Genomic DNA, 14,441 nt, shown 5'->3' on the forward strand with positions numbered 1-14,441 from the left:
TTAGAAAGGTTTAATTAAATTGATACTTATACCCAATACCAATTTTATCGTCGTCGCCATAACTATTATGCTGCACCTTACCATGTAAACTGAGCGATTGATGCTTGGTAATATGGTAACCCACTCCGCCGCCAAACACATAACCAGAGTAATCATCCGAACCGCGAGAATAAGCCGTCGCTGCGATTAATGTCCAGTCTTTACCTAGAGGTTTCATTGCTTTCATGCCGACATAACCACCAGCAGAATGACTGGGGGTTAATACATAATCATCGTCAAAGTTATCACTGGTTTCAGCGCAATCATCTTTATTTACTTCACAGGCAGCATCACCATCATTGTAATTTGCTCCCCCCATAACAAATAACTGCCAGCCAAGGGGTTCAAAATTAAAATAACTTAGCGGAACAAAAGTGCCGGCACTATAGTTGGTTTGCTCGGCGCCATGATCCATTTGGTGTTTGCCAAAATTAAAATTCACTATGCCAATATCAAATAACCAAGAACCAAGAACCGCCTAAGCGCCACTCATCACCATCAGGGCTAATACTAGCATTAATTTTCTTGGTATTACCGACATTAACCGAACCCATAATATGCACTGAACTGCTGTAACTGATCCCCACTTGCGTCACGACTTTAGTCGGATCTTCCGGCAGTTTGTCTTTTTCTTCTTTCACTTGTGCCATCGATATTGTCGGTAACAATAAAGCGACGGCACATAAGCATAAAGTGACAAAGCGTGACAGGTGATTCATTAGATATTCTTATTCGGGAATGAGTGCGCACACCATAGAGGGTTTTATAGCCAGAGCCAACAAATCAAGCTGTAAATTAATGTAAAACTAGGGGCGGTTGATCTTTTGTGATTCAATTTTGTTCGAGATAAAAGCCTTTTAATCGAGGCAAAACAACCACGAAAGATCAACAGCCCCTAACTAAGCAATAAACTTTAAAAACAAACACAATTTCATTCAATGAATAGATGCCACTCATTAAAAATCTGAAAACACGCGTGATGTAACATTTTTAACTACTTATTACCTACTTAGTATTATGAATTACCACCATATACCTTGTCAGATCAATTTATTCTGCTGTTGAATTACCTACAATTACTCCTAGCAAAAACAAAAACTATTTTTCCAATCGTGTTCAGTATTAGAACACACCAACTCTGGAGGATAACTGTGAAAGTCATAACCACAGATATCGCAGTAATCGGAGCCGGCGGCGCTGGCTTACGTTCTGCAATTGCGGCAGCAGAAGCAAACCCTGAACTTGAAGTTGCACTGATTTCAAAAGTGTATCCTATGCGTTCACATACGGTTGCTGCCGAAGGCGGTTCAGCAGCAGTTATCAAGGAAGAAGACAGCTTAGACAACCATTTCAACGATACCGTTGGTGGTGGTGATTGGCTATGTGAACAGGATGTTGTTGAATATTTCGTTGCGAATTCTACTCGTGAAATGATCCAAATGGAGCAATGGGGTTGCCCTTGGAGCCGTAAAGAAAATGGCGATGTAAACGTACGCCGTTTTGGTGGCATGAAAATCGAACGCACTTGGTTTGCGGCCGATAAAACTGGCTTCCACATGCTTCATACTCTGTTCCAAACCTCTATCAAATACCCAAATATCAAACGTTTCGACGAATACTTTGTTGTCGACCTTCTGGTTGATGGAGAGAATGACGCGAAAGAAGCACAAGGTATTGTTGCCATTCACATGTCTGAAGGTGAATTGGTGGCGATTAAAGCAAAGTCTGTGGTTCTTGCTACAGGTGGCGCAGGTCGTGTTTACCATACCAACACCAATGGCGGTATTGTAACCGGCGATGGTATGGCAATGGCTTACCGTCACGGCGTACCACTACGTGATATGGAATTTGTTCAATATCACCCAACCGGCCTACCTGGCACTGGCATCTTGATGACGGAAGGTTGTCGTGGTGAAGGCGGTATCATCGTCAATAAAGACGGCTACCGTTACCTACAAGATTACGGCATGGGTCCTGAAACCCCTATTGGCGAGCCTAAGAACAAATACATGGAACTCGGTCCGCGTGATAAAGTTTCTCAAGCGTTCTGGCACGAAATGCAAAAAGGCAACACCATTAAGCACCCACTAGGTGATGTGGTGATGCTTGATTTGCGCCACTTAGGTGAAGAGTACTTAAATGAGCGTCTACCGTTTATTTGTGAACTTGCTAAAGCTTATGTCAACGTTGATCCAGCTAAAGAGCCAATTCCAATTCGTCCAACCGTGCACTACACCATGGGCGGTATTGAAACCAATGGTCAATGTGAGACTCAAATTAAAGGTCTCTTTGCGGTAGGCGAATGTGCATCAGTTGGTCTACACGGCGCAAACCGTTTAGGGTCTAACTCATTAGCCGAGTTTGTTGTCTTTGGTCGTGTTGCCGGTGAAAATGCCGCTGATCGCGCTAAAGAATTCAAAGGCTGGAATGAGGAAGGCATCAAAACTCAAATGCAAGCGGTTGAAGCTCGTATCGCGGCACTGATGAATCAAGAAGGCGATGAAAGCTGGTCAGATATTCGTACTGAAATGGGCCACTCAATGGAAGCCGGTTGTGGTATCTATCGTGAAGAAGCATCAATGCAAGCGACGATCGACAAGCTGACTGAACTTAAAGCTCGTTACAAGAAAATCAGCATTAAAGATAAAGGCCAAGTGTTTAACACCGACCTGCTTTACGCGATTGAAATTGGTTACGGCTTAGATGTTGCTGAAGCGATGGCTCAATCTGCGATTCGTCGTACTGAATCTCGTGGTGCTCACCAGCGTTTAGACGAAGGTTGTACAACTCGTGATGATGACAACTTCTTGAAGCACACGCTTTCTTTCTACCAAGAAGATGCAGCACCAGTGATCGATTACAGCGCAGTAAAAATCACCAAATCTCAACCTAAAGCTCGCTTATATGGTGCTGCTGCTGAAGAAGCCGCCGCCAAAGAAGCCGCTGCAGCGAAGGAAGCCAAATAATGTCAATAACTGCGACCCGTATGCAAAAAGTACATATGTCACGTTACAATCCAGAAGTGGATGACGCGCCATACCTACAAACATTTGAAGTCCCTTGTGATGACACAACATCAATCTTAGATGCGATTGGTTATATCAAAGATCACCTTGATAAAAATCTGTCTTACCGCTGGTCTTGCCGTATGGCGATCTGTGGTTCGTGTGGCATCATGGTGGATAACGTGCCAAAACTTGGTTGTAAAAGCTTTATGCGTGACTACCCAAATGGCGTCACGATTGAGCCTTTAGCTAACTTCCCAATCGAGAAAGATCTTATCGTTGATATGAGCCCTTTCATCGAGCGCTTGGAAGCGATCAAGCCATACATTATTGGTAACGACCGTAAACCTGAAGATGGCACCAACAAGCAAACTCCAGCACAGATGGAAAAGTATAAGCAATTTGCTAACTGCATCAACTGTGGTCTTTGCTACGCGGCTTGTCCTCAATTTGGTTTGAACCCAGAGTTCATTGGTCCTGCGGCACTAACCCTTGCACATCGTTACAACCTCGATAACCGTGATAACGGTAAAGCAGAGCGCATGAAACTGATCAACAGTGAAAATGGCGCTTGGGGTTGTACCTTTGTTGGTTACTGTTCAGTGGTTTGTCCAAAACATGTCGATCCTGCTGCTGCGGTAAACCAAGGCAAAGTAGAATCTTCAATGGATTTCGTTATCTCTATGTTTAAGTCTGAGGAGATCTAGGATGAGCAAACGTAAGCCTTATGTTCGCGCAATGGAGCGTACTTGGTGGAGCAAACATCCGTTCTACCGTTTTTACATGGTTCGTGAAGCAACCGTTCTACCATTAATCTTGTTCACATTGTTTATGCTATGTGGCCTTGCAAGTTTAGTGAAAGGCCCACAATCTTGGGTTGAGTGGCAGCACTTTATGCAAAATCCACTGGTGATCGCGATTAACATCGTGGCACTGGCAGGCAGCTTATTCCATGCGACCACCTTCTTTAGCATGATGCCTCAAGTAATGCCTATTCGCGTAAAAGGTAAACTACTGAGCCCGAAAGTAATTATTGCCGCACAATGGGGCGCAGTTGCTGTGATCTCATTGATTGTATTGGCTTTGGTGTAGGAGATAGACATGATTAATCCAAATCCAAGACGTTCAGACGAGCCAATTTGGTGGTCTTTATTTGGCGCTGGCGGTACATGGTTCGCCATGATCACCCCTGTAACGATTTTAGTACTTGGCATCTTAATGCCGTTAGGTGTGTTCGATATGGGCACCTTTAACTTCTTAAGAGCTCATGCTTTTGCTAGCAGCTTTATTGGCGGATTATTTTTAATCGCCTCTATTGCGCTACCAATGTGGCATGCAATGCACCGTGTTCATCACGGCATGCACGACCTAAAATTCCACACTGGCTTAATTGGCAAAATTGCTTGTTATGTTATTGCGGCAATTGTTAGCGTATTAGCTATCGTGTTTATTTTCTTACTATAAAAGAAAATTACGAGGCTTGGGATCTCAAGCCTCGTTACTCGAAGATAAAAGGTACTAGATTGTGGTATGGGTAGACTTAAACATTGGCCGTCGTGTTTATCACGCACGCAGGTGTAAAGTTATCCCGATAGGACATACTTGTTTCACGGAATGAAAACATCATAGATAGCCCCTTCACCGTTTCCTTGACGGTGATTTTCAAGCAACGAGACACGCAATCCATTTTATTTTGGATATGGTGATATCATCCAAGCTTCATTATCTCTTAGTCGTTTGTTGTAACTGAGATTAAAAAATATGAATACCCCCTTTGATAAATCAACCAACTGGTTGGCAGTAAAACCGATCCCATTTTTTGTCATTTTGATCCTTTCTGCCATTGTTTGGCAATTTGATGCACCAACTGGCTTAGCGCAACCGGCCTATCATACTGCGATTATTTTCATCGCTACCATTGCGGCAATTGTTGCCAATGTGATGCCAACTGGTTCGCTGGCAATATTAAGCCTTGCTTGCTATGCCACCTTAAAAGCAGGCGGCGAAGTGAATGGCGCGCTTGCGATCAAAAACGCGATGACCGATTTTAATAACGGCTTAATTTGGCTGATCGTCATCGCCTTTATGATTGCTCGCGCCTTTACTAAAACCGGTTTAGGCCGTCGTATTGCCTTGATGCTGCTGAGTAAATTTGGTCAATCGACATTACGCATCGCTTATTGCTTAGGCATCGCCGATTTCTTAATTGCACCAGCAACGCCAAGTAACACTGCGCGTTCTGCCATTGTGTCGCCAATCGCCGATTCACTCGCTAAAACCGTCAATGCTGAAGATCGTAAATTAGGTCAATTCTTAATTTCATCATCAAGTGCGATGAACGATGCCTCCGCCATTGGTTTTCAAACTGGTTTTGCCGGTAACTTAGCCCTAGTCGGTATTGCCTCAAGCGTGGCAGGTATTACGTTAACCTTTACCGATTGGGCGCTGTACTTATTGGTTCCCGCTTTATTCTTGTTGGTGTTACTACCATTTGTACTTTATAAAACCATTAACCCAGAAACTAAGAAAACACCTGAAGCACCTAAATTTGCCAAAGGTGAACTAAGCAAAATGGGTTCGGTCTCATTAAGTGAATGGAAACTGGTTGGCGTTTTTATTGGTTTAATTGTGCTTTGGGTTGGCGGTGCGGCATTTGATTTAAATGCTACGACTGCAGCCTTCATTGGCCTTGCCGCTTTATTGGTCTTTGGCGTATTAAGCTGGGATGATATTAAAGGCGAGAAAGGTGCATGGGATACCTTAGTGTGGTTCTCGGTATTAATGGGTATGGCCGATAATTTAAAAACACTGGGCTTTACAAACTGGGTTGGCGATATGGTTTCAAACTTCCTAACCGTCCATTTAGGCGGTGCCAGTGCCATTATCTTCCTGCTGGCGATGATGTCTTTCTTCCTATTTACCGCTTATTTCTTTGCTTCGGCAACCGCGAAAGTTGTGGCGTTAGGTCCGGTAATTTTAGGGGCATTAGTATCATTGCACGTATCACCTTTAATGGCGGTATTAGCGATTGCCGGTATTATGAATATTGGTTGTAACTTGGCGACTTATAGCCATGCACGTAACCCATTATTGCTCGGTTACGGTTACCACACTGACAGCGAATGGATGAAAATCGGCTTAGTGATTTCCATTGTTGGTGCGATTGCCTTTATGGCGGTTGGCTTAAGTTGGTGGAACATACTTGGCGTTGCTTAAATCGTCGATATTGAGCGGTAAAAAAAAGCGAGCCACTTCAATGTAAGTGGCTCGCTTTGTTTTATCTTTGAGGTATTGCCCTCGTTAGTGACAATCAAGCTTGATCGTTTGAGCAAATAGATTCCCCAAATCAGGATCGCCTGTTACATCAATTGGTATTGAAGCGGCATAACTAATCTGTTTAGCGGTCGGATGTGGTTGCACTAGCGTGGTTTTGCATTGCTTTGCTAGCTGCTCCGATAAACTCACATCCGATGCCTTCTGCCACTCCATATCCACATAATAGGTTGGCTCATACACTTGTAATCGAATATCTGAGCTTGATAATGGGATTGGGTGTTGCAGGGTTAAATCAAACATCAAGGTCAACTTCGCGCCATCTAATCGATAATGCCCTTTGCTCGTTTTGACAAAATCAATCGATTTATTCCCCACCAGCATTTGAGTCAGATAATGCTGTTGGTACATATTACTGACCGCTTCATAAGCTAACGCATCTAAGGTTTTTTTGATTTTAGCCGGAGAAACATCTTCACCATCGAGTGCATAAGCCGATGTCATAGGGTCCATCTGCCAAGCCATAGAAAGCTTCGTGATATAACCATCACTACCCACTATTTTTGTTTTCATGCTAATCCATGAATGAGGGTGCGCTTGTACTGGCAAGCACACCCAGAACATCAGTAATAACAGCCCATATCGTTTCATTGTAAAACCTATGATGATTGATAGAGGCTTATCATACGATAAAAACAGAACCCCGTCTTATCCTTGCTGTAAACACGACTTAAAACCCGTGGCGACTGAGGTTAAGAAGTTAAAATAGGCACCAGGTTCAATTTTAATATCGCTGCCAAGTGGATCAACCTCGCCATGTTTTGCCGGCGTACCCTGGATTACCGTGGTCACGATGGCTGGGGTAAATTGCGGCTCAGAAAATACGCAGACGGCTTTATGGCTCAGTAACGCTTGATGAATCTTTGCCACTGTTTTAGCGCCAGGCTTGCGCTCAGGATCAACGGTAAAATAACCTAAATTATCCAAACCAAATTTGTTTTCAAAATAATCATACCCATCATGGAAAACAAAATATCCTTGATCGCGCACTGAGGCCAATTGCTGTTGAATGCTGTCGACCGTATGTTGTAAGTTAAGTTTAAACTTCACCAAGTTGGTTTGATATTGCTCTTTATGCTGAGGATCGATTTGTGACAGACGGTTGGCTATCACCGTTGCCGCTTGCAGCGCTTGATCTGGCCCCAACCAAATATGTGGATTTAAGTCGCCATCACCATCCTCAAAATCGCCAATAGAAATTTGCCCTTCATGGGTAAAGTGCTGGAACTCAATACTAGGTTGAGCAGACAATGCCAATGAATTTGAAGCATCCGTTAAGGTATTGTTGAGAAAATGCTCTAGGACGGGCCCAACCCAAATCACTAAATCGGCTTGCTTTAACTTCACCATGTCGGAAGGTTTTAAAACATAATCGTGTGGGCTTGCGGTTTTATTCAGCAACACATCGGCTTCGGTTACCCCTTGAGTAATTTCATTACTAATCAAAGCAAGCGGCTTGATTGAAGCTAAAACCTTAGGGCTAACATCCGATTTAGCGAAACTATTATGCGTAAAAACAGTCAATAATATAACAATACATGTTTGGATCTTTGATAGAAAACAGCGCATTTCAACCTCGTTTATTTATAGAAACAACAAAAATATTTATTATGTTATATCATAACAATTAAAGTGTTTCAAAATATGAATGAGAAAAACTCTCGAAAAGGTTGGCGTGGCAACAAGTGACAAGTACTATTCTACTTTCTAAGCCCATCATTTTTTGTCAATCAATCTAAACAGGCACCCAATGAAAGTTATCTCGTTATTTCTCTTTTTCGTCTTACTGCCGCTATCAGCCAATGCGCACCCGCACGCTTGGATTGATATGCAAACCACATTCCATGGTGATGGGAAAAGCATTGATAAAATTTCCATGAGTTGGCGTTACGATCCGATCATCAGTGCTTATAACCTTGACGGACTCGATACGTCGCCGCCACACATAGATAAAACCTTACAATCATTGGCCGATAATGTGATTAAAAACCTGTTAAATGAGCATTACTACACCTATTTCTACCAAGGTGAGACACCTATTCGTTATTTAGAAGCGGAGCGAGCAAACTATCGCTATGATAAGAAAAGGTTGATCTTATCGTTTGATTTAGAGTTAGCTCAACCGGTACCAATCAGCAGTAAAAACCTAACCTTGAAAATATATGAACCGACCTATTATGTTGATATGTCATGGAAAAATACGTCATCAATCCAATTTTCGGATCAATTAAAATCACATTGCCAAGCATCTATTGATAAGGCCAATCCAAGTCCAAAACAAATGATGTATGCAGCCTCGCTCCCACCGGATGTAGTGCCTGACATACCACTCGGGCAGTTATTTGCCCAAACCATTCACCTTAACTGTCAATAAAGGCTGATATTCATGCTCACTATTAAACCGTCAACATCAACAGCGAAGTTGACTGCGAGAAAAACCAATCCTAATGCCCTGTTTTTTATCTTGGCATTGTTATTCACTGGTTTATTGTATTTTCTCTATCAAATCTGGCCTTACTTGCTGGTGCAAAGTATGCATTGGCAAAAAGAAATCAATGATGTACTGGCTAACTTATTGATTGAAAGTAAATCAAATAATCTGCACGCTATTTTATATTTCTCGGGGTTAAGTTTTGCTTATGGGATTTTGCACTCGCTCGGCCCAGGCCATGGCAAAGTGATCGTCACTACCTACTTATCGACCCACCCAACCAAAGTAAAAACCAGCTTATGGTTGACGGTGACCGCCTCTATCACTCAAGCGTTAGTCGCGATTTGTTTAGTCACGACATTATTATGGGTATTTAATGCCTCGATGCGTGAAGTGAACAATAAATCGTTTTATTTTATGGATGCTAGTTCGTTGATCATGGCATTACTGGGCATATTGATGATTTATAATGGGGTTAAAAACTTTGTCAAAGCGCGTAAGAATCGCGAGCCTGCCGGATTATCAATACAAAAAATGACGCCGATAACTGACGCTGCTCATTCGATGCAACCGCTCACCTCATCACTCAATCTGCAGAGTTACGATACAACCCATCAGCACGATGCAAACTGTGGTTGTGGCCACCAGCATTTCGTGGCAGCCGATGACATTAATAATGCCAATAACTTTAAACAATACTTATTGATCATTCTGGGGATAGGCATGCGCCCTTGTACGGGTGCGATCATGGTGTTGCTGTTTTCGCATGTGATGGGATTGTACTGGCTCGGGGTATTAAGCAGCTTTTTAATGGGAATAGGTACTGCGTTGACGATTTCAGCTATTGCCTTATTAACCCTGTCTGGTAAGAAGATCATTCAGATCTATCAAGGCAGCTCTCGATTTAATATGCAGTATGTCTCACTTATAGGTAAAACGGTTGCCGGCTTATTGTTGATCATTATTGGCTTGCTTATGGCGCAAACTCAGAACTTCGCCGTAGCGCCATTTTTACGCTAAATTTAAAACCAATCACTCAACTAAGCAACTGATATCAATTCCATTTAATATTTGCTCAATTTGAATACGCCGAAAAGACGCTGATCCGTCCTTGGTCGCTTGAGAAAAGGCCATCCATGGCCTTTGACACTTTTCTCTGTACTCAATTTTGAACGAGCATTACATTTATGGAATGGGTATAATCAACTAAGCAACAAAAAAAAACGAGTCACTTCAAAATGGAAGTGACTCGCTTTTTTATATCTCCCCTCGCTATCATTACCCCATCATTAAATTAATGATTAATAACAATATTAGTCATTCCGGAAACGAGGGACGAGTTATCCGGAATCTCGCTCTTAATTCATCAGTAAGATAAAAAGCGAGATCCCGTATCTTCTTCGCTTAGGATCAGGTATGGGATGTCGTCTGAAACATAGAGTGTGAATTAAACTTAGTACGATGAAAATTACTTAACACGACCAACATATTCACCAGTACGAGTATCCACTTTCACTACTTCACCAATGGCGATAAAGAGTGGTACACGAACCACGGCGCCAGTGCTCAATGTCGCTGGTTTACCGCCAGTACCTTGAGTATCACCTTTAAGGCCAGGATCGGTTTCTGTTACCGCTAGTTCAACAAAGTTTGGTGGAGTGACTGTGATCGGGGTATCATTCCACAACGTTAGAGTACAAACGTCATTTTCAACTAACCATTTCGCCATATCGCCAACCGCTTTTACATCAGCTGCGATTTGCTCAAACGTTTCGTTGTTCATGAAATGGTAGAATTCACCATCGCTGTATAGGTAACCGAGTTCAACATCAACCACGTCAGCCTGTTCAAAGCTTTCACCCGATTTGAACGTTTTCTCTAACGTTTTGCCAGACAAAAGTTTGCGCAGTTTTACGCGGTTAAACGCTTGGCCTTTACCTGGCTTAACGTATTCGTTGTCGATGATTGAGCAAGGCTCATTATCCAACATGAATTTTAAACCGCCTTTGAATTCATTAGTGCTAACTGTAGCCATGATGTCCTCTTACAGATCTTTGAGTTAATTTCAATGCCGCATATCATAACCCGAAAAGTCGAGTCTGTTGAGCAAAACAGCCTAAATTCCTCGTCTTGTTGCTCACAAAAGCCATTACAAGAGCATTCTAATGACCCAAATCAATGGTTAACGCAGCTCAATGGTGCCATTTCGGATCCATTACAATTACTCGTTCAACTTGAAATTGATGCTGCGCCATGGCTTGAAGGCATAAAAGCACGTCAACTTTTTGCCCAACGAGTACCACAAAGTTTTGTCGATAGAATGGAAAAAGGCAACCCACACGATCCCCTATTGCGTCAAGTGCTGCCTTTAAGTGAAGAATTTGAAGTGCATGAAGGTTACTCAACCGACCCACTTGATGAACAAGATAACGATATTCCGGGCTTGTTGCATAAATACCAAAGCCGAGTATTAATGATAGTCAAAGGGGGGTGTGCGATTAACTGTCGTTATTGTTTCCGTCGCCATTTTCCTTATCAAGATAACAAAGGCAATAAAAGCGCGTGGCAAATCAGCTTAGATTATATTGCCGCCCATCCTGAGCTAGATGAAGTGATCTTGTCGGGCGGAGATCCTTTGATGGCCAAAGATCAAGAGTTGCAATGGTTAGTTGATGCGATCAGCGCCATTGAGCATATTAAAACCCTGCGCATTCATACCCGCTTACCTGTGGTGATCCCCGCCAGGATCACTGAGCGATTATGCCAACTATTGCACAACACTCGGCTACAAGTGGTGATGGTGACTCATATCAACCATGCGAATGAGATCAATCACGATCTCACTCACTCGTTAAATAAACTCAAGCAGATTGGGGTGATGTTACTCAATCAAAGTGTATTATTAAAAGGGGTGAACGATGAGGTGCAAGCGCAAGCTAATCTCAGTCGAGCTTTATTCCAAGCTGGCGTGTTACCTTATTATTTACATGTGTTAGATAAAGTCCAAGGCGCGGCGCATTTCTTTGTTAGTGATAAGCGAGCACGAGAAATCATGGCTGGACTACTGACGCAAGTTTCAGGCTATTTGGTGCCAAAACTTGCCCGTGAAATAGGCGGAGAGAAAAGCAAAACCCCGCTCGATTTGCACTTGTCATAATTTTATTCGCATTAACGGAAGCATTGAGATGGAACTTGAAGATATCTATCGCCGCGACTTAAATCTATTAGTTGCGCTACGCATATTGATCGAAGAAGGCAGCGTCAGTAAAGCGGCGGTGCGTTTGAATCTAAGCCAGTCTGCCATGAGTCGAATTCTAGCTCGCTTACGTTTATTGCTCGACGATCCGTTATTTACCCGCCAGGGGCAATCGTTAATCCCTACCCAAAAAGCACTCGATTTTAATCGCTCTTTAGCCACGCCATTAGAAAATTTACGCGATTTATTATCACCGCAAGATTTTGCACCCCAAGCTTGTCAGCAAAAATTCACTATTGCCGCGACCGATTATGCCACTCAGACTATTTTGCCGTTTGCCTTGCCACGCATCTACCAAGAAGCGCCCGACATTAGATTAGAATTGATGCCATTACAACATGGTCAATTGACTCAACAGTTGACCACCCAAGGGGCCGATCTGGCGATCTGTCGCCCAACTTATGCGGTTGCACCTTTGCACAGCGAAGTGCTTGGTAAAGTCAGTGTGTTTTGCTTAGTCTCAAAGTCTCATCCGCTGGCAGAAAAAACGCTCACTTTAGAGGATTACTTAAACGCTCGTCATGCCATGATCGCGATCAGTGACGGTGTTAAAGCCTTGATTGATGATGCATTAGCTGAACAACCCGAGCTCAAACTGGTTTTACGCTCTTATCATTTAGAAGCCGCTCTTGCGATAATCAATACCGTTCCCTTGATTATCACCGTTCCGGCCGATCTGGCCTACTTAGTGGCTAAGCGTTACAACTTAATCATTAAGACCTTGCCGTTTCGTCTCGAGCCATTTGATTATTCGATGATTTGGCATGATCGCTGTCATCATTCACCCGCACAAGAGTGGCTCAGAAAAGTCGTAAAACAAGAGTGTGGCAAGTTGATCGCCGAGAGGATTGAGGTGATGGGAATAGCGTAAAATTGAGAGTTCTTAAATAGCAAACAACACTATACATTAACTTTCTCGCTCATATTGTTGATTAAGAAAAAACGTTTAAACCCTCCTTGGGCACTTGAAAAAGAACGTCCCTGTTCTTTGACATTTTTCATCACCAACAATATAGAGAGATCATTAAGTTTCTTGAATTGGTATTATTCTTTATCCACTTCCATTTGAGCACTGTCTACTACATGGTTTTCGCCAAGATCTTTTGGTAATAGTAGATTCAATAAAATCGCCACAATACCGCTTAAGCTCACACCCTGTAAGCTAAACTCTCCAATACCAAATGCCATGCCACCGATACCAAACACTAAGGTCACCGCCACGATCACAAGATTGCGTGATTTATGCAGATCGACTTGGTTTTTAATTAAGGTGTTTAAGCCCACCACCGCAATCGAGCCGAACAATAAGGTCATAATACCGCCCATGACAGGGACAGGAATAGTTTGTAAAATCGCGCCCAGTTTACCCACAAACGCCAACACTAACGCCGTTACCGCAGCCCATGTCATGATCACTGGATTAAATGCTTTGGTCAGCATTACCGCGCCAGTTACTTCTGAATAAGTGGTATTCGGTGGCGCGCCAAACATCGATGCCGCCATAGTGGCAAAACCATCGCCCATCATAGTGCGGTGTAGGCCCGGCTTTTTAAGGTAATCTTTACCGGTCACATTGGAAATCGCCAGAATATCGCCCACATGCTCGACTGCCGGTGCAATGGCTACCGGGATCATAAATAACATGGCGTTAATATTAAACTCAGGGAAGGTAAAGTTAGGCAGTGCCAACCATGCCGCTTGTTGTACTGGGGTAAAGTCAACTACCCCCAAAAATAAACTGGCGATATAACCCGAGGTAATGCCACCTAAAATAGGCACTAACTTAAAAAAGCCTTTGCCAAATACGCTTAGTAATATGGTAACGAACAGTGAAATTGCCGAGATCCACAATGCGGCATCATGCGCCACAATTTGCACCCCGCCATCACCACTTTTACCGACTGCCATGTTAACCGCTGCTGGCGCAAGCCCTAAACCGATCACCATGATCACTGGGCCAACCACAACTGGTGGTAGTAATTTATGAATAAAACCAACCCCACGAATGCGGATCACCGCACCTAATAACACATAAACCGCACCGGCTGTCATCAGGCCGCCGAGCATACTTGGTACGCCCCACATTTGGATACCATAAATAATCGGAGCGATAAAAGCTAAAGAAGAGGCAAGAAAAATTGGAACGCTACGCTTAGTGATCACCTGAAAAATCAAAGTACCCAGACCGGCACCAAATAGTGCAACGTTGGGATCAAGCCCAGTTAATAACGGTACTAATACCAGCGCGCCAAATGCGACAAACAACATTTGAGCACCTTGTAAAACCTGTAACATACATCACCCTTCTTTTGATATGAAAAACAAACTCGCGAATTCTACCATCAAAAACACAACAAACATTGCGCTAAATGCTGCC

15 protein-coding genes are annotated in these 14,441 nt (G+C 43.1%); 9 read left to right on the top strand and 6 right to left on the bottom strand.

The features are described 5' to 3' along the window. Positions 1-10: 10 nt before the first annotated feature. A complete protein-coding gene (locus tag GFB47_RS09740; RefSeq protein ID WP_153447806.1) occupies positions 11-454 on the bottom strand; it encodes a hypothetical protein in 444 nt (147 codons plus the stop codon). Between the two features lie 37 nt (positions 455-491). Beyond that, positions 492-758 carry a hypothetical protein gene (locus GFB47_RS09745; RefSeq protein ID WP_153447807.1) on the bottom strand — a complete coding sequence of 89 codons (267 nt, stop codon included), beginning with the start codon at positions 756-758 and terminating at the stop codon, positions 492-494. 432 nt (positions 759-1,190) lie between these two features. Here GFB47_RS09745 and frdA point away from each other — a divergent pair, with 432 nt between their 5' ends. From frdA to GFB47_RS09770, 5 genes are all read left to right on the top strand, one after another. Then, positions 1,191-3,005 (top strand): fumarate reductase (quinol) flavoprotein subunit, encoded by a 1,815-nt coding sequence (gene frdA / locus GFB47_RS09750; RefSeq protein WP_153447808.1) that lies wholly within the window; start codon positions 1,191-1,193, stop codon positions 3,003-3,005. Positions 3,006-3,010: 5 nt separating this feature from the next. Beyond that, a complete protein-coding gene (locus GFB47_RS09755; protein WP_153448209.1) occupies positions 3,011-3,751 on the top strand; it encodes a succinate dehydrogenase/fumarate reductase iron-sulfur subunit in 741 nt (246 codons plus the stop codon). A gap of 1 nt (position 3,752) precedes the next feature. Continuing rightward, positions 3,753-4,136 carry a fumarate reductase subunit FrdC gene (gene frdC, locus GFB47_RS09760; protein ID WP_153447809.1) on the top strand — a complete coding sequence of 128 codons (384 nt, stop codon included), beginning with the start codon at positions 3,753-3,755 and terminating at the stop codon, positions 4,134-4,136. A 9-nt stretch (positions 4,137-4,145) separates the two neighbouring features. Further along, the gene (gene frdD / locus GFB47_RS09765; RefSeq protein WP_153447810.1) at positions 4,146-4,508 is read left to right on the top strand and encodes a fumarate reductase subunit FrdD; all 363 of its coding nucleotides are present in this window, start codon (positions 4,146-4,148) and stop codon (positions 4,506-4,508) included. A gap of 297 nt (positions 4,509-4,805) precedes the next feature. Further along, positions 4,806-6,260 (top strand): DASS family sodium-coupled anion symporter, encoded by a 1,455-nt coding sequence (locus GFB47_RS09770; protein ID WP_153447811.1) that lies wholly within the window; start codon positions 4,806-4,808, stop codon positions 6,258-6,260. Between the two features lie 84 nt (positions 6,261-6,344). Here the strand turns inward: GFB47_RS09770 and GFB47_RS09775 are convergent, their stop codons facing one another. Together GFB47_RS09775 and znuA are read right to left on the bottom strand one after the other, a co-directional pair. Next, complete coding sequence (locus GFB47_RS09775) at positions 6,345-6,968, bottom strand: DUF1007 family protein (RefSeq protein WP_153447812.1); 624 nt, start codon at positions 6,966-6,968, stop codon at positions 6,345-6,347. 57 nt (positions 6,969-7,025) lie between these two features. Then, entirely contained in the window at positions 7,026-7,901 is an 876-nt protein-coding gene (gene znuA, locus GFB47_RS09780; protein ID WP_233282229.1) for a zinc ABC transporter substrate-binding protein ZnuA, read from the bottom strand. A 226-nt stretch (positions 7,902-8,127) separates the two neighbouring features. On the opposite strand from znuA, the gene GFB47_RS09785 reads away from it, so the two are divergent. Next, the gene (locus GFB47_RS09785; protein ID WP_153447814.1) at positions 8,128-8,751 is read left to right on the top strand and encodes a DUF1007 family protein; all 624 of its coding nucleotides are present in this window, start codon (positions 8,128-8,130) and stop codon (positions 8,749-8,751) included. Between the two features lie 12 nt (positions 8,752-8,763). Then, a complete protein-coding gene (locus tag GFB47_RS09790) occupies positions 8,764-9,828 on the top strand; it encodes a nickel/cobalt transporter (RefSeq protein ID WP_153447815.1) in 1,065 nt (354 codons plus the stop codon). A gap of 448 nt (positions 9,829-10,276) precedes the next feature. Here GFB47_RS09790 and efp read toward each other — a convergent pair whose 3' ends face one another. Continuing rightward, entirely contained in the window at positions 10,277-10,843 is a 567-nt protein-coding gene (gene efp, locus GFB47_RS09795; RefSeq protein ID WP_153447816.1) for an elongation factor P, read from the bottom strand. Between the two features lie 33 nt (positions 10,844-10,876). Between efp and epmB the strand changes: the two genes are divergently transcribed. Together epmB and GFB47_RS09805 are read left to right on the top strand one after the other, a co-directional pair. Next, positions 10,877-11,965, top strand: a complete 1,089-nt coding sequence (gene epmB / locus GFB47_RS09800; RefSeq protein ID WP_153447817.1) for an EF-P beta-lysylation protein EpmB — start codon at positions 10,877-10,879, stop codon at positions 11,963-11,965. A 28-nt stretch (positions 11,966-11,993) separates the two neighbouring features. Further along, positions 11,994-12,935 carry a LysR family transcriptional regulator gene (locus GFB47_RS09805; protein ID WP_153447818.1) on the top strand — a complete coding sequence of 314 codons (942 nt, stop codon included), beginning with the start codon at positions 11,994-11,996 and terminating at the stop codon, positions 12,933-12,935. 173 nt (positions 12,936-13,108) lie between these two features. Here the strand turns inward: GFB47_RS09805 and GFB47_RS09810 are convergent, their stop codons facing one another. Next, positions 13,109-14,359, bottom strand: a complete 1,251-nt coding sequence (locus GFB47_RS09810) for a uracil-xanthine permease family protein (protein WP_153447819.1) — start codon at positions 14,357-14,359, stop codon at positions 13,109-13,111. Between the last annotated feature and the right edge of the window lie 82 nt (positions 14,360-14,441).

This window comes from Vibrio algicola (genome assembly GCF_009601765.2).
Classification (GTDB): Bacteria; Pseudomonadota; Gammaproteobacteria; order Enterobacterales; family Vibrionaceae; genus Vibrio; species Vibrio algicola.